This is a genomic window from Mesorhizobium sp. M8A.F.Ca.ET.181.01.1.1 (assembly GCF_004792025.1).
GTDB lineage: Bacteria > Pseudomonadota > Alphaproteobacteria > Rhizobiales > Rhizobiaceae > Mesorhizobium.
This window is the reverse complement of record NZ_SRTV01000003.1, coordinates 145723-162235: the sequence shown is the minus strand read 5'-3', so window position 1 is coordinate 162235 and position 16513 is coordinate 145723. Positions and strand designations below refer to the sequence as shown.

Sequence of the window (16513 nt, the reverse complement as noted above, 5' to 3'; positions counted from 1 at the left end):
CAGTAACTTTACGTGAAGGCCGGCTTGCGGCGGCGGCGCACCCTGCCTATGCTTCCTGATGAACATGATTTCCCCCGAAATGGCGGCCAGTAGCAAGCGCGCCTGGCTCAAGATTCTGGCACGCTACAAGAAGCCCGACAGGCGGCGCAGCGCACTCGAACTCGCCATTACCCTCATTCCTTTCGCCTCGCTGTGGGCTCTGTCTTCCGCCGCCTATGCCTACGGCCATTGGTGGGGGCTGATCCTCATCCTGCCCGCGGCCGGGTTCCTGGTGCGGATCTTCATGATCCAGCACGATTGCGGCCATGGCTCGTTCTTCGCCAATCGCATTGCCGACGACTGGATCGGCCGAGCGCTCGGTGTCCTGACGCTGACGCCCTACGATTGCTGGCGGCGTGCCCACGCCGTGCATCATGCCAGCGCCGGCAATCTCGATGAGCGCGGCATGGGTGACATCAGGACGTTGACCGTCGCCGAGTACCGGCGCCTGTCCTGGCGCGGGCGCCTGGCCTATCGCCTCTATCGCCATCCGCTGGTGATGTTCGGGCTCGGGCCGATCTGGTTGTTCATCTTCTCGCAAAGGCTGCCCATCGGCATGATGCGCGGCGGCTTTACGCCCTGGGTGTCGTCGATGACCACCAATCTCGCCATTGCGCTTGCGGCGGCATTGCTTATCTGGGCCGTCGGTCCCGGCGCGTTCCTGATTGTCCATCTGCCGATCGTCATCCTCGCCGGTTCGGCCGGCATCTGGCTGTTCTACGTCCAGCATCAGTTCGAGGAGACCGAATGGGCGAAGGACGAGGAATGGCAGTTCCAGCATGCCGCCCTGCACGGCTCGTCCTACTACGACCTGCCGCCGGTTCTGAACTGGTTCACCGGCAATATCGGCGTCCACCACGTCCACCACCTCTCCGCCAAGGTGCCCGGCTACCGGTTGCAGGAAGTGCTGCGAGACTATCCGGAACTGCGCGGTATCGGCCGCGTCACGCTGCTCGACAGCCTGCGCTGCGTCAAACTGGCCTTGTGGGACGAAAGCCGCAGCAAGCTGATATCGTTCCGAGAGGCACACGCGGCGCTGTAGCGCTTGTCTTGCTTCCCATCAACGGAGAGGTGAAGTGCGGTCCGCGCAGCGGACGAAAAGCCAATTGCCTGGCTTTTCGAACAATGCCCAAGGGCCGCATGAGGAAGCAGCGCAAAGCTTTCCAACCTGAGTTGAAAGCGTAGAAGAGCAGCCGGTTCTCAGAGCCTCAGGCCGCCTGCCGCTCGTCGCGCATCAGGATCTCGCCATGGCGGATCTCCGTGCCCAGCACCTTCAGGCATTCGCGAATGAAATTGGACAGGCCCGGCCAGCCCTTGGCAGATACGAGATTGCCGTCGACATGGGCTCCGTTCGGCGCGACGTCGATATAGATACCGCCGGCCAGCGTCACTTCCGGCTCGCAATAGTGAAGCGCCGCCACTTCCCTGCCCCGCACCACGCCGTCGACCGCGATCAGGATCTGCACGCCGTGGCAGATGGTGAAGATCGGCTTGCCGGTCTCATGGAAGTGCCGCACCAGCGCCTGCACGCGCTTGTCGATGCGGATGTATTCGGGACCGCGCCCGCCCGCCGCGTAGACGGCATCGTACTGGCCCGGATCCACCTCGGAAAACGTCTTGTTGAGGATGTAATCGTGGCCGAGCTTTTCGGTGTAGGTCTGGTCGCCCTCGAAATCGTGCAGCGATGTCTTCAGCACATCGCCCGCCTTCTTGTCCGGGCACACGACATGCACGGTGTGGCCGACGGCATGCATGGCCTGCTCAAAGACGAAAATCTCATATTCCTCGCTGAACTCGCCAACGAGCATCAATATTTTCTTACCAGCCATTCCCGGTTCCTCCCTTTGTGGCCATTTATTTCGGATGACGAAATAATCGACTTATCGTAAGGGCAGGACGGTGAAAGGGGAAGCGGAAATCGCCCTATTGGTAAGACCAGTTTTCGGAGACGGGCACGATCACCAGCAAATTCGAGTCGTTAAAAAGGCCAAAATGGAATCATTGGTTCGACCAGACTACGGTCAGGCAACCGCCTTGATCATGCCCGCGGCCTTCTCGGCGATCATGATGGTCGGCGCATTGGTGTTGCCGCCGATCAGCCTCGGCATCACCGAGGCGTCGACGACGCGCAAGGCTTGCATGCCGTGGACACGCAGTTCCGGATCAACCACCGCCATATCGTCGATGCCCATCTTGCAGGTGCCGGCCGGGTGATAAATCGTGTCGGCGCGGGCACGGATATGGGACATAAGCTCCGCGTCGCTCGACACGCCGGCAGTGTAGATTTCCTTGTGGCGGTATTTGGCCAGTGCCGGCGCCTCCAGGACACCGCGCATCATTCGAACACCCCTCAGCAGAAGCTCGCCGTCACGTTCGTCCGATAGAAAGCGCGGGTCGATGCGCGGTGCCGCCAGCGGATCCGCGCTCGACAGCCCGACCTCGCCCCGCGAATATGGCCGCAGCACGCAGACGTGGCAGGAAAAACCGTAACCCATATGCAGCTTGCGGCCGTGATCGTCGACGATGGCGATGCAGAAATGCAGTTGCAGGTCGGGCCGGTCGATCGCTGGGTCGGATTTGAGGAAGGCGCCGCCTTCCGCGTAGGGCGTAGCGATCATGCCGCCGCCATCCCTGCGCCAGCGCAGCATATGCCGCAGCAGGCCAGGCAGACCGCGCACACCGATGCCCATCATGTCGGCGTCCTTCGACGTCCAGCCCAGGATGAAATCGAGATGATCCTGCAGGTTCTTGCCCACTCCGGGCAGTTCGTGAGCAACCGGAATACCGTGCACGGCAAGTTCGGCGGCGGGGCCAATGCCCGATAGCAACAGCAGTTGCGGCGAACCGAAAGCGCCGCCGCAGACAATGACCTCGCGCCCGGCTTGTGCAATCGCTTCGCTGTTGCCCTTGCGATAGCGAACGCCGGTCGACCGCTTGCCGTCAAGCACGATGCCCGTGGCTTGTGCTCCGGTGATGACGGTAAGGTTGGGCCGGCTCATGACCGGATGCAGATATGCGGCAGCCGCCGAGCATCGTTCGCCATTGCGGCGCTCGTCCCAGAATTGCGTCACCTGATAGAGCCCCGCCCCTTCCTGCTCCGGTCCGTTGAAATCGTCGTTGCGGCGTATCTGGTTTTCGCCGCAGGCCTCGACAAAGGCCCTTGAGAGCGCACGCGGCTCCTGCTGTTCGCCGACCCGCAGCGGTCCTTCGCTGCCATGTAGTGCGTCTGCACCGCGCTGATTGCCTTCGGCGCGCCGGAAATAGGGCAGCACGTCGTCCCACGACCAGCCCTGGCAGCCGAGATCGGCCCATTCGTCATAGTCGCCACGGTGCCCGCGCGTGTAAAGCATGGCGTTGATGGCACTGGAGCCGCCGAGCGTCTTGCCGCGCGGCTGGTAACCCTTGCGGCCGCCAAGCCCAGGCTGCGGCACCGTCTCGAACGCCCAGTTGTTGATCTTCGGCCGGCCCGGCAGCAGCGCGATGACGCCGGCGGGTGCGCGGATCAGCAGATCCTTGCCGGCTCCTCCCGCCTCGATCAGGCAAACTGTTTTCGAGGTATCTTCGGAGAGCCGCGCGGCAAGCGTGCAGCCGGCGGACCCGCCACCGGCGATGACATAGTCGTAGCGCATGAGACCCCTCCCAGATCGTCAGGCGGATATTTCTATCCGGACGATCAGAGAAGGCCCGATCGCGGGCGATGTAAAGACGCGTGGACCTACCGCCGCGTCAGTTGCCGCGGGCCCGCCGCCAGGAATATCTCGGACCCTTGGGCTCCGATATGGCGGCCGGCTGGTAGTAAAGCCCCAACCCGCCGGTACGGCCCTCCTCCAGGCGTTTCAAGAGCACTGGATTCGAGATCTCGAACTCGTCGAAGCCAAGCCGCAGCATGTGCGGCAACGGGTCGACCAGGATCTGTCCGGTGGCACGCAGCGCGCCCGTGAAATGATAGCGGTTGCGCAGCAGTTCGCCCTTGGTGAAAGACCGGCCGTCGCCGAAAGCCGGGAAGGCCAGCGCCACCAGCGACAGCTGGTCGAGCAGGTCGGCGATCTTCTCGAGCTGATCGCCGGGCTGCAGCACGACGCCGAGCCGCTCCTTCGCCGAGCGGCGCACCTCCGGGTCAAGATCGAGGAATGCCTGCAACGGCAGGATGAAGCGGCCGTTGCCTGCCAGCGCGTCGGCGCTTTCGGCATGGGTCCACTCGTCCTCGCGAAACCCTTCAGGGGTCCAGAGCCGGGTCTCCGGTGTCGTCGGTTCAGTCATCAAAATTCCTAAAAATTCAAAGAGCTCAAGGGTGTGCTGAAATTCAGGTCAGGCCGCTTCGAAAACGGCTGCTTCCGAGAACCGGAGCGGAGCGTACTTGAAGTACGTGAGCCCCGGAAGCGCAGGAAGCTGCCGTTTGCAGGCCGGCCTCACCTGAATTGCAACATACCCTATAGTGATGCGTCGGTCAGCGACACTTCCAGTCCCGACAGGTGAATGCCGCACTCGGTCTTGGCGTGACCGGCCCAGCGGCCGCTGCGCGCGTCCTCGCCCGGCTGCACCGGCTGCGTGCACGGAAAGCAGCCGATCGACAGATAGCCATAGGCGACCAGTGGATTTTCGCGCAGCGCATGCGAACGCATGTAGTCGGCCTGATCCGACGTCGTCCAGTGCGCCAGCGGATTGATGCGGATGCGCGGGCCGACCGCCTCGAACACCGGAAGTGCGGCCCGTGTCGAGGCCTGGAAGCGCTTGCGACCTGTGAACCAGGCACGGAAGGGGGCGACGCCACGTGCCAGCGGCTCGACCTTGCGCACGTCGCAGCAGGCATCGGTGTTGTTCTGATGCAGATTGCCGGTCGGGTCGATCCGTTCGAGCGCCGCCTCGTCGGGCTTGATCACCCGGATGTTGGTCAGCCCGAAATCGGCGACCAGCGCGTCGCGATAGCCGAGCGTCTCCTCGAAATGCTTGCCGGTATCGAGGAAGATGACCGGTAGCGTGCGGTCGATCTCCGCGATCATGTGCAGCAGCACCGCCGAATCCGCGCCGAACGAAGACACGGCGGCGATCTCGTCGTGGAACAGGTCCCTGGCCGCACGTTCGATGATCTCAAGCGGCTTCAAATGGCCATAGAGCGCATCGAGGCCCGCCGCCTTGGCGGCGGCGCCGTCCTCGACGTCGGCAACACGGTCAAGCGGCCTTGGCTTCGCCAGCATAGAGCGCCTCCTTGAACGGCGCGGGACCGACACGGCGGTAGGCGTCGATGAATATTTCCTGTGGGTTGAGCCGAAGGCCGAGATAGGTATCGACGATCGTCTCGATGGCGTCGGTGATCTCTTCCGACGAGAAGCCGCGGCCGATGATCTCGCCGACGGAGGTGTTTTCGTCGGCCGAACCGCCGAGCGTCACCTGGTAGAGCTCGGAGCCTTTCTTCTCGACACCGAGGATGCCGATATGGCCGACATGGTGGTGGCCGCAGGCATTGATGCAGCCGGAGATCTTGAGCTTCAATTCGCCGATCTCGCGCTGCCGCTCCAGCGAGGCGAAGCGTTGCGAGATTTCCTGCGCGATCGGGATCGAGCGCGCCGTCGCAAGCGCGCAATAATCGAGGCCCGGGCACGAGATGATGTCCGAGATCAGGTTGGAATTGGCCGTCGCCAGCCCGATGTCGACCAGCGCGTCATAGACCGCCTTGAGGTCGGCGCGCGCCACATGTGGCAGGATCAGGTTCTGCTCATGGCTGACGCGCAACTCGTCGAAGGCGTATCTTTCGGCGATATCGGCGACGGCTTCCATCTGGCTGTCCGATGCGTCGCCCGGTACCTCGCCGATGCCCTTGAGCGAAATCGTCACCGCGGCATAATCGGGATGGCGATGCGTCACCACGTTCTGGTCGAGCCAGTCCGAGAAGCCCTTGGAATCCAACCGCGCCACCTTGACGGCCGCGTCGCCTTCCGGACGCCCGGCCAGCGCCGGCGGCGCGAAATAGGCCTCGATGGCGCGGATGTCCGCCTCAGGCAGCTTCAGTTCCGCATCCTTCAACTCCTGCCACTCGGCCTCGACCTGGCGGGTGATTTCCTCGGCGCCGGTCTCGTGCACCAGGATCTTGATGCGCGCCTTGTACTTGTTGTCGCGGCGCCCATAGAGATTGTAAACGCGCAGGATCGCCGTGCAGTAGGACAGAAGGTCGGCCTCCGGCAGAAAGTCGCGAATCTTCCTCGCCACCATCGGCGTGCGGCCCTGGCCACCGCCGACATAGACGGCGAAGCCGAGTTCGCCGGCGGCGTTCTTCTTCAGGTGCAGGCCGATGTCATGCGTCTGGATGGCGGCGCGGTCACGCTCGGCTCCCGTCACCGCGATCTTGAACTTACGCGGCAGGAACGAGAATTCCGGATGCACCGACGACCACTGCCGCAGGATTTCCGCATAGGGGCGCGGATCGGCGACCTCGTCGGCGGCAGCGCCGGCAAAATGGTCCGCGGTGACATTGCGGATGCAGTTGCCGCTGGTCTGGATGGCGTGCATCTCGACGCTGGCCAGGTCCGCCAGGATCGCCGGAATGTCCGACAGCGCCGGCCAGTTGAACTGGATGTTCTGGCGCGTGGTGAAATGGCCGTAGCCCTTGTCGTATTTGCGGGCGATGTGGCCGAGCATGCGCAACTGCTTGCCGTTCAGCGTGCCGTAGGGCACGGCGATGCGAAGCATATAGGCGTGCAGCTGCAGGTAAACGCCGTTCATCAGCCTGAGCGGCCGGAACTGGTCCTCGGTGATCTCGCCGGACAGCCGGCGCTGGACCTGGTCGCTGAACTCGGCGACGCGGGCCTGGACAAAATCGTGGTCGAACTCATCGTAACGGTACATGCTTCGTCTTTCAGGGCGCGTCCGCCCACTTTCACTTTCAGTCTGGCTTACGCCGCCCGTATAGCCTGCTTGCCGAGATCGCCACGAATAGTGGGACCGGCGGCGCGGATCTTCTCGCGCAACCGCACCGGCTCGACGACGCCGTCGACGACTTCCGCGTCGATCAGATTGACGTCGACCACTTCATTGTCGGCATAGGCCTTGGCGCCGATCGCCTCCAGCCGATCCTCGGCCGCCTTGTCATGGGCAAGGTCTGCATGGTCCACCGTCTCGGCCCAGCCGCCATCGGCGTACCAGACGGCGATGCCGTCGCCGAGGCGATTGGCGGTCAGTATCTTCATGGCTGAACTCCCTCGGTGGCCGCTACGGGCGCATGCCTGTGAGCCGCGAGCGGCTCGGACCGCTCGAAATTGGCCCCGGCGACAGCGTCGCCGATGATGGTCATGACCGGTCCCGACAGATCGGCGCGCGCTTCCAGCGACGGCAGGTCGGCGAGTGTGCCGTGGAAGCGTCGGCGATTGGTCAGGCTGGCATTCTCGACCACGGCGACCGCCGTGTCCGGCGATAGGCCGGCCTCGATCAGCCGGCCGGCAACTTCGGCCGCGACCGAGCGGCCCATATAGACGGCGACGGTAGCACCGGAAATGGCGAGCTTGGCCCAGTCTGGCAATGAATTGCCCTTGAGATCGTGGCCGGTGGTGAACACCATCGAGGAGGAAACGCCGCGCAGCGTCAGCGGCAGCTCGAAATCGGCGGCAGCGGCGAAGGCCGCGGTGACACCCGGAACCACCTCATAGGCGATGCCGGCATCGCGCAGCGCCGCCATCTCCTCGCCGGCGCGCCCGAACACCAGCGGATCACCCGACTTCAGCCGCACGACGCGCTTGCCCGCACGGCCGAGCTCCACCAGCAATGCATTGATTTCGGCCTGGCTCTTGGTGTGGCAGCCCTTGCGCTTTCCCACCGGCAGACGCTCGGCATCGCGGCGCCCCATGGCGACGACCGCCTCCGGCACCAGCGCGTCATGGACGATGACGTCGGCTTCCATCAGGAGACGATGCGCCCGCAGGGTCAGGAGATCCTCGGCGCCGGGACCGGCGCCCACCAGGGCGATGTGGCCGCGAACGGGCGCGTCGGACGTCAGCAGATCGGCGGCGGCTTCGCGCGCCCGCGAAAATTCGCCAGCCTCGACCGCGCGCGCCGGCGCTCCACCGAAGAAGTCGCTCCAGAAACGGCGACGTATATTGCCCCTGGGCAATCTCTCGGCGGCATTGCGGAACGAGGCGGCAAGCGCCGCCAGCGCGCCAAGCGACGGCGACAGCATGCGGTCGATGCGGCCGCGCAGCATCTGCGCCAGCACCGGGCCTGTGCCTTCGGTGCCGATGGCAATGGCGACCGGCGCGCGGTTGACCAGCGCAGGCGTGAAGAAATCGCAGAGGTCCGGCCGGTCGACCGCATTGACCGGAATGCCCAGCCGGCGCGCGTCGGCGGCCACGCGACGATCGAGCGTCTCGTCGCCGCTGGCGGCAAACACCATCACGGCGCCTTCGAGCCGTGAGGCGTCATACCCGGCGGCCACATGGTTCGCGCCGGTCTCGGCGATGAAGGCCAACAGCTCCGGTTCGGCATTTGCGGCGATGATGTACAGAACCGCGCTCGACTGGGCGATCAGCCGCGCCTTGGCCAGCGCCTGCTCGCCGCCGCCGACAATGGCCACGGCTTCGCCCTCGACCCGCACGAAGACGGGAAAGGCATTGAGCTTGGTGGTGGCTTGCGGCATCAGAAAAGCAATCCGGGAACAGTTTCGCAGTTTTACGCCCAGGCATAAAAAAGCAGAAGCAAAGCACTCGCTCATCCGGTGATGGCAGGCAATCGCTTTTTCGCAACCGCGAAGAGCAGGAGAAAAATATTCCACGCCCATGCCCTGAGCACACCGGGGCCGTCGAAACAGGCCTTGATTTCAGGCACTTTTAGCTGCCGGCGACTTATCTCGCAAAATAGTTTTTTCTAAATTCTACCAATTCAGTAGATTAAAGTCGTGCAGAGGCGATTTCATGTTCGCCGCCCGTCTTCGCGACCGCTCGGTCCGCCGTTTCAGTTGGAACGTGACCGGCCAGAACGCGTTCCCGGAATAGCCACCACTCAACGAGGAGCGTTTTCATGAACACGATCAATTTGAAGCATGGCATTTGGGTTCTGGTGGCCGACGGTGAAAAGGCGCTCCTGCTCAAGAATGCCGGCGACACCAAATTTCCCAACCTTGAAGTGGTGCAGGTGATGGAACAGGAAAACCCGCCCACCCGCGAACAGGGAAGCGACAGCCCGGGCCGATACAATGATGGCCCATCCGTACACCGCAGCGCGGTCGAGGAGACCGACTGGCACCGTATCGGCAAGGAACGCTTCGCCCAGGAGATTGCCGCCCGGCTCTACAAGCTTGCCCATGACGGCGAGTTCGACAGCATCGTGCTTGTCGCCCCACCGGTGGTGCTCGGTGCCATGCGCAAGAAGCTGCATAAGGAGGTTGGTGACAAGGTGACGGCCGAGATCCCGAAGACCATGACAAATCACGGCATCTCCGAGATCGAGGCCTTGCTGCAGGCAGCCTGATCGCCGGCAACAGGACGAATACCATCGCGAGCTGGAACAAATCGGCGGCATCCGTTCGCCGGTCCGGCATTTTGTCGCCGCGGCGTCGCTTTTCGTACCCTTGCGGGTTGCATCATCGTTACCGCTTCCACCATATTGCAAGCCAGGCGACGGCTTCGGGCGGCGCATATCCGACATCGCTAGCTTGAAAGGCGCTCCATAGACAATGCCGCATGACACGCCCCTTATCGCCACCATCGTCGCCGGTCTGGGGCTGGCTTTCGTCTTCGGCGCTCTCGCCAATCGTTTCCGCATTCCGCCACTGGTCGGCTATCTCGTAGCCGGCGTGCTGGTCGGGCCGAACACGCCCGGTTTCGTCGCCGACGCCGGGCTTGCCAACGAATTGGCCGAAATCGGCGTCATCCTCCTGATGTTCGGCGTTGGCCTGCATTTTTCGCTCAAGGACCTGCTGTCGGTCCGCGCCATCGCCGTGCCTGGCGCCATCGTCCAGATCGGCTTTGCCACCGCACTCGGCGCCGGGCTGTCCTGGATGCTCGGCTGGTCGATGGGCGCGGGCCTGGTGTTCGGCCTGGCGCTGTCGGTCGCCTCGACCGTGGTGCTGCTGCGCGCACTTCAGGAACGCCGGCTGATCGAGACCGAGCGCGGCCGCATCGCCGTCGGCTGGCTGATCGTCGAGGACCTGGCCATGGTGCTGGCGCTGGTGCTGCTGCCGGCGCTTGCCGGCGTGCTCGGCGGCCAGGAACAGGCCGATGCCCATTCGAGCGGCCTGCTGACGCTGCCGGCCAGCTATGGCATCTGGGGTGTCGTCGGCATCACGCTGGCCAAGGTTGCCGCCTTCGTCGTCGTCATGCTGGTGGTCGGCCGCCGGGTCATTCCGTGGATCCTGCACTACGTCGCCCATACCGGGTCGCGCGAGCTGTTCCGTCTCTCGGTGCTCGCCATTGCCCTCGGCGTCGCCTTCGGCGCGGCAAAAATGTTCGGCGTCTCGCTGGCGCTGGGCGCCTTCTTCGCCGGCATGATCATGAGCGAATCCGAGCTCAGCCACCGAGCGGCGGAAGAATCGCTGCCGCTGCGCGATGCCTTCTCGGTGCTGTTCTTTGTCTCCGTCGGCATGCTGTTCGACCCGTTCAGCCTGATCAGCAACGGCCTGCCGATCCTGGCGACGCTGGCCATCATCGTCATCGGCAAGTCGCTGGCGGCGTTCGTCATCGTCGTCGCCTTCGGCTATCCCCTGGCCACGGCCTTGATGATTTCGGCCAGCCTTGCCCAGATCGGCGAATTCTCCTTCATCCTGGCCGAACTCGGCGTCGGGCTGAAACTTCTGCCCGAACAGGGCCGCGACCTCATCCTTGCGGGGGCCATCCTGTCGATCGTGCTCAACCCGCTGATGTTCCTGGTCATCGACTGGATGAAGCCTTGGCTGGAGGCCCGCGCCACCAGGACGGCACCGCCGGTGGACGCCAAGCCGGTTGGTCCGGCGACGGAACCGGGTCAGGTGGCCTCCGTTGCCGCAATGGCGAAAGCCGAAGACGGTCCGCCGCCGAAGACGAGCCTCACCAACCACACAATCCTGATCGGCTACGGACGGGTCGGCGGCCTTGTTGGTGCCGCACTGAAACAAGCCTCCCTGCCCTTCCTCGCCATCGAGGATGCCGACAAGACGCTGGCCAGACTGAAAGCCGACGGCATCGAAACCATCGCCGGCAATGCCGCCAATGCCGAAGTGTTCGCCGCCGCCAATCCTGAAGGTGCAAAGCGGTTGATCCTTGCCATCCCCAATGCCTTCGAGGCCGGCCAGATCGTGCTGCGGGCACGCACCGCCAATCCCAACATCAACGTCGTCGCCCGCGCCCATTCCGATGCCGAGGTCGAGCATCTGAAGGGATTAGGCGCCGACACGGTGATCATGGGCGAACGCGAGATCGCGCGCGGCATTGTCGAAGAGGTGCTTGGCCACAAGCCGCGGGCCGCTGAACCGTCCGCTGCCTGAACCGACGTGCCACAGGCGCGCTGATCATGCCACGAATGCCGAACCGCCGTTTTGCGCGACGCTGCCGAGGTATTTTGCCGGAGGCTTGCCAAGCGCCTTCTTGAACATGGTGATGAAGGCGGTGACCGAGCCATAGCCGAGATCGCCCGAGACCTGCTGCACACTCGCACCCGAGGCCAGCTCCCGAATGGCGACGATCAGGTGCAATTGCTGGCGCCAGCGCCCGAAGCTCAAGCCAGTCTCCTTGACGACGAGACGCGCCAGACTGCTTTCGCTGAGCGCAACGCGGCTGGCCCATTGTGCCAGCGTGCTGCGATCGGCGGGGTCCTGCGCCAACGCCTCGGCGATCCGCCTCAATCGCGGCTCGGCTGAAATCGGCAGATGCAGTTGCTGGACAGGCATGCGCGGCAGTTCGGCAAGCAGGGTCCTGGTCAGGAGGTCATCCCTTGCCTTGTCGTCCTGCACGCTGTCGGACAGCTCGACGATCAGTTCGCGCAGCAGCGGCGAAATTGAAAGCGTGCAGCACCGGTCCGGCAATTCGGCGGCTCCCGGCTCGATATAGACGAAGAAGATCCGGGCATTGGCCGTCGCGATGTTGCTGTGCTCCATGGAACCGGGGATCCATACCCCGCAATGCGGCGGCACCATCCACAGGCCGCTCGGAACGCGGCATGTGACGCCGCCTCCGAGCGCAAAGACGAGCTGGCCCTTGCGATGCCAATGAGCGGGAACCTCTGCACTGGGTTCGGTGACGTCGACACGAACGGCGATGGCTGGCGCCAGCACGTCATCGACATCGAAATTGAGCCATGGGTAGCGAAGAGGCTGTCTCATGATCGATTGCTTTTAGCGATTAAATGCCATGATAGCTAAATTCCTCGAGCTGCGAAGCCGGTAAGGTCCGGCGTCCAGCAAGAAGGGTGCGTAGCCATGCTCGCCTTAGTCATATCTTCCGACAGCGCCACGCGGCTCAGGCTGGCCGAGGTGGAAGAACCTCGGCCCCTCGCGGACGAAGCGCTCGTCTCCGTCCACGCAACCTCGTTGAACCGGGGTGAATTGCGCCTGCTCACCATCCGTCCGAACGGCTGGAGACCCGGCCAGGACATCGTTGGAATTGTCGAGCGCGCGGCCGCCGATGGCTCCGGGCCGGCTGCGGGCACCCGGGTCGCGGCCTTGGTCGACCAGGCCGGCTGGGCCGAACGGGTCGCCGTTTCAACCGACCGTCTCGCCGTCCTGCCGGATGAGGTCGGCTTCGTCTCGGCAGCCACGCTCCCCGTGGCGGGCACGACGGCGCTCAGGACTTTGCGCCATGGCGGTGACCTGGCCGGCCTACAGGTCCTGGTCACCGGTGCAAGCGGTGCCGTCGGTCGCTTCCAGATCCAGATCGCCCGCGAGCAGGGTGCTTCAGTGACCGCCATCGCCGCCGGCCGGCACCACGAGGATCTGCGTGGGCTGGGAGCCGAGCAGATCGTCGAGTCGATCGAGCAGGCCAAGGGGCCGTTTTCGCTGATCACCGAGTCGGTCGGCGGCAAAAGCCTCGCACATGCGATCGAACGCGTCGCGCCCGGTGGGACAATCGTCATCTTCGGTTCGAGCAGCGGCGAACTCACGCCGGTTGGATTCCGCCAGTTCGTTCCGGGTCACGAAGGGGCGAGGCTTCAGACGTTCGCCTACTACACGTCCGGTTCCGCCATCGGCGCTGACATCGCCGCGCTGCTCGCCCTGGTCGCCGCCGGACGGCTGGAAACCCGCGTGGCTATGACCGCGCGGTGGACGGAGATCGGACAAGCCCTGGACGCGCTGCGCCAGCGCAGCTTCAGCGGCAAGGCCGTTCTCACCCTGGCCGGATGAGCAGGCCTTGGCTCGACCAGTTCAAACGTGCTGGCCGCCATTGATGTGGATTTCCGAGCCGGACACATAGGAGGACTGGGCCGAGCACAGGAAGAAGATGATGTCGGCGACTTCCGCCGTGGTACCCAGGCGCCTGAGCGGGATGGTCTCGACGATCTTGTCCGTGCCCGGCGACAGGATCGCCGTGTCGATCTCGCCCGGTGCGATGGCGTTGACGCGGATGCCGTGCGGGCCGAAATCATGCGCCATCTCGCGCGTCAGCGAGCCAAGTGCGGCCTTCGACGTCGCGTAGGCGGTGCCGGCGAAGGGATGCACGCGGGTGCCGGCGATCGAGGTGACGTTGACGATCGAGCCTTTTGCGGCCGCCAGTTCCTTGAACAGGCCGCGCGCCAGCATGATCGGCGCGAAGAAATTGACCTGGAACACGTCGCGCCAGACATGCATCGGCGTGTCGATCGAGTTCATGCGGCTGTTGCCATCCCTGAGCTTGGGCGAAATCCCGGCATTGTTGACCAGCGCATTGAGCTGGCCGCCATGCGCTTCGAGCCGATGACGGATCTCCGACACGGCAATACCGACATCTTCCTGATCGGCGAGATCGACCTTGATGTGGTCCTCGGGACCGGCAGGCCACGGGCAATCCTCGGCGAAGGCCTGGCGCGAGCAGGTGATGACGCGCCAGCCCTCGCGCGAAAAGCGCTTGACCGTGGCATGGCCGATGCCTCGGCTGGCGCCGGTCAGCACGATGGTTTTTCTGGTGTCGAGTTCAGCCATGTCGCGGTCTCCGGCCGGAGGTGTAGCCGAACACCGTGGCGCTGGCGAGAGGCGGATTGACGCTCAGCCGCCACCGAGAATGTCGAGGATCGAGGTCCGCTTCTTCTTCAACGGACCGCCAACGCTGCCCGGAGGGACCGGATGCCCGACCGAGGCGGTCGTGCCATTGTCAGCCGGCATGTCAAAACCATCGGCATCGACGGTCTGGGCGGGTCGCGCCGCGCGGACCGGCGCTGGCCTGGCCGGTGCCGTCGCCTGCGCGATCGGCGCTTGCTGTCCGACCGAAGCCGACGGAACCGGTGCCGGCTGGTTGTTGTCGGCCGAGGGAATGTCGTCGGGCACAATGGTATCCGGCGGCGTCGACTTCCAGGTGCCGGGCAGCGGCCGCACCGGCACGCCCTCATGCGCCGCGACCATGAATTCGTGCCAGGCCTGCGCCGGCAGCGCGCCGCCGGTGACCTTCTTCATCGCCGTGCCGTCATCATTGCCGAACCACACGCCGGTGGTGAGATTGGCGGTGTAGCCGACGAACCAGGCGTCGCGCGAATTCTGGCTGGTGCCGGTCTTGCCGGCCGACGGCCAGGCGAAGGCCGCCTTCTTGGCGGTGCCGACCTCGACCGTACCGGTCATCATCGAGTTCATCATGCCGACGATCTCGGGCTTGATCACACGCGGCGCGCTGCCGCCGGCGCTGTCATAGAGCACCTTGCCGTCGGCTGTCGTCACGCGGCGGATGAAGTGGATGTCGGGCTTGTAGCCGCCATTGGCGAAGGGCACATAGGCCGAGGTCAGCTCCAGCGGCGTCACTTCCGAGGTGCCAAGCGCGATCGAGGTGTTGGCCAGCAGATCGGACTGGATGCCCATGCGGTGCGCGGCTTCCACCACCGCGTTCGGCCCGACCTCCATGGTCAGCTGCGCCGCCACCGAGTTCAGCGACTTGGCCAGCGCCGTCGCCAAGGTGACTTTGCCAAAGTACTTGCCGCCGTAATTGTCGGGCGTCCAGTTGCCGATCTTGATCGGCGCGTCGTTGCGCACGCTGTCGGGCGTACGGCCGGCCTCGAGCGCCGCCATGTAGACGAACGGCTTGAACGCCGAGCCAGGCTGCCGGCGCGCCTCGGAGGCGCGGTCGAACTGGCTGGTCGAATAGTCATAGCCGCCGACCATGGCGCGCACCGCGCCGGAATCGTCGATCGATACCAGCGCGCCCTGGGTGACGTTGAGCTTCTTGCCGCTGTCGTCGATCAGCCGGCGGATCGACTGTTCGGCAAGCTTCTGCAGGTTCAGGTCGACGGTGGAGTCGATGACGATATCGCCGCGCACGTCGCCGATCAGGTCGGGCAGTTCTTCCATGATGGTGTCGGCGACATAGTTTTCCGAGCCGGTCCAGTAGGACGGCGAGCGCGTCGCCGGCGCGCTCAGCGCCGTCTTCAGCTCCTTCTCGCTGATCTTGCCCTCCTCGCGCATGGCGGCGAGCACCAGTTGCGAGCGCTCCTCGGCGGCCTTGGGATCGCGCGCCGGCGACAGCCGCGAGGGCGCCTTCAGCAGGCCAGCCAGGAGTGCGGCTTCCGACAGGGTGACGTCGCGCGCGCTCTTGCCGAAATAACGCCGCGAGGCCGCCTCGACACCAAAGGCACCGGAGCCGAAATAGACCCGGTTGAGGTACATTTCGAGGATCTGGTCCTTGGTGTGTTTGTGCTCCAGCCACAGCGCCAGCAGCACTTCCTGCACCTTGCGTTCCAGCGTGCGGTCGGGCTTCAGGAACAGGTTCTTGGCCAATTGCTGCGTCAGCGTCGAACCACCTTGCGAGAAGTGCCCGCCGGCGAGATTGGTGACCATGGCGCGCGACAGGCCGATCGGATCGACGCCGAAATGCGAATAGAAACGGCGGTCCTCGATGGCGATCACCGCCTCGGGAATATAGGGCGACATTTCGTGCAGGCCGACCGCTTCGCCGCCACTCATGCCGCGATTGGCCAGCAGCTGCCCGTCGGCCGAGACGATCTTGATATTGGGCGCGCGGTCCGGGATCGACCAGGTCGTGGCCGCGGGCATCTTGGCGCCGTAGTAGACAACGACGCCCGCGACCGCGATGCCGCCCCATATGGCGAGCACGAAGCACCAGTAGACCAGCCGGCCGAGCACGCCGAACAGGCCGCGCCCGCTTCCACCGCGCCTCCCCCGGGCCGATTTCCCCTTCGATGATTTGCGTTTGGCGGAGGCTTTGCGGTTGCTCGGCACGACGCGGTCCTCCTCGCTCACCGAAAGACCCGTCTGGGATTTCGCCCGTGGCGGTCCCTCGAAGCTGGGCTCGATGCGGCTGTCTCTGCGGTTCGCCATGCGCTGCGCTGATATCCCCGGTGCCAATGGCGCTCGGGTTGAAGAGTAGATGCGGCGATTTAAGGGCGGGTT

Annotated in this window: 14 protein-coding genes; 4 read left to right on the top strand and 10 right to left on the bottom strand. The window is 64.6% G+C overall.

Annotated elements, in window-relative coordinates:
* Positions 1-58 precede the first annotated feature (58 nt).
* A complete protein-coding gene (locus EN824_RS13475; protein ID WP_127870004.1) occupies positions 59-1081 on the top strand; it encodes a fatty acid desaturase in 1023 nt (340 codons plus the stop codon).
* Positions 1082-1247: 166 nt separating this feature from the next.
* On the opposite strand, the gene EN824_RS13470 is transcribed toward EN824_RS13475, so the two are convergent.
* The 7 genes from EN824_RS13470 to cysG all read right to left on the bottom strand — a co-directional run bounded on the left by EN824_RS13470 (position 1248) and on the right by cysG (position 8659).
* Complete coding sequence (locus EN824_RS13470; protein WP_135932386.1) at positions 1248-1868, bottom strand: DJ-1/PfpI family protein; 621 nt, start codon at positions 1866-1868, stop codon at positions 1248-1250.
* A 192-nt stretch (positions 1869-2060) separates the two neighbouring features.
* Entirely contained in the window at positions 2061-3668 is a 1608-nt protein-coding gene (locus tag EN824_RS13465; RefSeq protein ID WP_135865758.1) for a GMC family oxidoreductase N-terminal domain-containing protein, read from the bottom strand.
* Positions 3669-3765: 97 nt separating this feature from the next.
* Positions 3766-4299: a DUF934 domain-containing protein gene (locus EN824_RS13460; protein WP_135865762.1), complete on the bottom strand. Its 534-nt coding sequence runs from the start codon at positions 4297-4299 to the stop codon at positions 3766-3768.
* A gap of 170 nt (positions 4300-4469) precedes the next feature.
* Entirely contained in the window at positions 4470-5234 is a 765-nt protein-coding gene (locus EN824_RS13455; RefSeq protein ID WP_135865764.1) for a phosphoadenylyl-sulfate reductase, read from the bottom strand.
* Positions 5209-6879: a nitrite/sulfite reductase gene (locus EN824_RS13450; RefSeq protein ID WP_135914986.1), complete on the bottom strand. Its 1671-nt coding sequence runs from the start codon at positions 6877-6879 to the stop codon at positions 5209-5211. Before EN824_RS13450 ends, EN824_RS13455 begins: the two co-directional genes overlap by 26 nt.
* A gap of 47 nt (positions 6880-6926) precedes the next feature.
* Positions 6927-7220, bottom strand: coding sequence for a DUF2849 domain-containing protein (locus EN824_RS13445; RefSeq protein WP_127281321.1), 294 nt, complete (start codon positions 7218-7220; stop codon positions 6927-6929).
* Complete coding sequence (gene cysG / locus EN824_RS13440) at positions 7217-8659, bottom strand: siroheme synthase CysG (RefSeq protein ID WP_135932385.1); 1443 nt, start codon at positions 8657-8659, stop codon at positions 7217-7219. Before cysG ends, EN824_RS13445 begins: the two co-directional genes overlap by 4 nt.
* A gap of 380 nt (positions 8660-9039) precedes the next feature.
* Here cysG and EN824_RS13435 point away from each other — a divergent pair, with 380 nt between their 5' ends.
* Positions 9040-9489 (top strand): host attachment protein, encoded by a 450-nt coding sequence (locus tag EN824_RS13435; protein ID WP_135865771.1) that lies wholly within the window; start codon positions 9040-9042, stop codon positions 9487-9489.
* A gap of 205 nt (positions 9490-9694) precedes the next feature.
* Positions 9695-11479, top strand: coding sequence for a cation:proton antiporter (locus tag EN824_RS13430; protein ID WP_135932384.1), 1785 nt, complete (start codon positions 9695-9697; stop codon positions 11477-11479).
* 24 nt (positions 11480-11503) lie between these two features.
* Here the strand turns inward: EN824_RS13430 and EN824_RS13425 are convergent, their stop codons facing one another.
* Positions 11504-12313, bottom strand: a complete 810-nt coding sequence (locus EN824_RS13425) for a helix-turn-helix transcriptional regulator (RefSeq protein ID WP_135929374.1) — start codon at positions 12311-12313, stop codon at positions 11504-11506.
* Between the two features lie 96 nt (positions 12314-12409).
* On the opposite strand from EN824_RS13425, the gene EN824_RS13420 reads away from it, so the two are divergent.
* Positions 12410-13330 (top strand): zinc-binding dehydrogenase, encoded by a 921-nt coding sequence (locus EN824_RS13420; protein WP_127870013.1) that lies wholly within the window; start codon positions 12410-12412, stop codon positions 13328-13330.
* A 21-nt stretch (positions 13331-13351) separates the two neighbouring features.
* Here the strand turns inward: EN824_RS13420 and EN824_RS13415 are convergent, their stop codons facing one another.
* Positions 13352-14104, bottom strand: coding sequence for an SDR family oxidoreductase (locus EN824_RS13415; RefSeq protein WP_127870014.1), 753 nt, complete (start codon positions 14102-14104; stop codon positions 13352-13354).
* 63 nt (positions 14105-14167) lie between these two features.
* On the bottom strand, positions 14168-16441 hold the full coding sequence (locus EN824_RS13410; RefSeq protein ID WP_127870015.1) for a transglycosylase domain-containing protein: 2274 nt from the start codon (positions 16439-16441) through the stop codon (positions 14168-14170).
* Positions 16442-16513: the final 72 nt, after the last annotated feature.

Bases quoted from the DNA above. Each gene is read 5' to 3' on its own strand.
- EN824_RS13475 (WP_127870004.1), top strand. From the start codon at position 59: ATGAACATGATTTCCCCCGAAATGGCGGCCAGTAGCAAGCGCGCCTGG.
- EN824_RS13470 (WP_135932386.1), bottom strand. From the start codon at position 1,868: ATGGCTGGTAAGAAAATATTGATGCTCGTTGGCGAGTTCAGCGAGGAA.
- EN824_RS13465 (WP_135865758.1), bottom strand. From the start codon at position 3,668: ATGCGCTACGACTATGTCATCGCCGGTGGCGGGTCCGCCGGCTGCACG.
- EN824_RS13460 (WP_135865762.1), bottom strand. From the start codon at position 4,299: ATGACTGAACCGACGACACCGGAGACCCGGCTCTGGACCCCTGAAGGG.
- EN824_RS13455 (WP_135865764.1), bottom strand. From the start codon at position 5,234: ATGCTGGCGAAGCCAAGGCCGCTTGACCGTGTTGCCGACGTCGAGGAC.
- EN824_RS13450 (WP_135914986.1), bottom strand. From the start codon at position 6,879: ATGTACCGTTACGATGAGTTCGACCACGATTTTGTCCAGGCCCGCGTC.
- EN824_RS13445 (WP_127281321.1), bottom strand. From the start codon at position 7,220: ATGAAGATACTGACCGCCAATCGCCTCGGCGACGGCATCGCCGTCTGG.
- cysG (WP_135932385.1), bottom strand. From the start codon at position 8,659: ATGCCGCAAGCCACCACCAAGCTCAATGCCTTTCCCGTCTTCGTGCGG.
- EN824_RS13435 (WP_135865771.1), top strand. From the start codon at position 9,040: ATGAACACGATCAATTTGAAGCATGGCATTTGGGTTCTGGTGGCCGAC.
- EN824_RS13430 (WP_135932384.1), top strand. From the start codon at position 9,695: ATGCCGCATGACACGCCCCTTATCGCCACCATCGTCGCCGGTCTGGGG.
- EN824_RS13425 (WP_135929374.1), bottom strand. From the start codon at position 12,313: ATGAGACAGCCTCTTCGCTACCCATGGCTCAATTTCGATGTCGATGAC.
- EN824_RS13420 (WP_127870013.1), top strand. From the start codon at position 12,410: ATGCTCGCCTTAGTCATATCTTCCGACAGCGCCACGCGGCTCAGGCTG.
- EN824_RS13415 (WP_127870014.1), bottom strand. From the start codon at position 14,104: ATGGCTGAACTCGACACCAGAAAAACCATCGTGCTGACCGGCGCCAGC.
- EN824_RS13410 (WP_127870015.1), bottom strand. From the start codon at position 16,441: ATGGCGAACCGCAGAGACAGCCGCATCGAGCCCAGCTTCGAGGGACCG.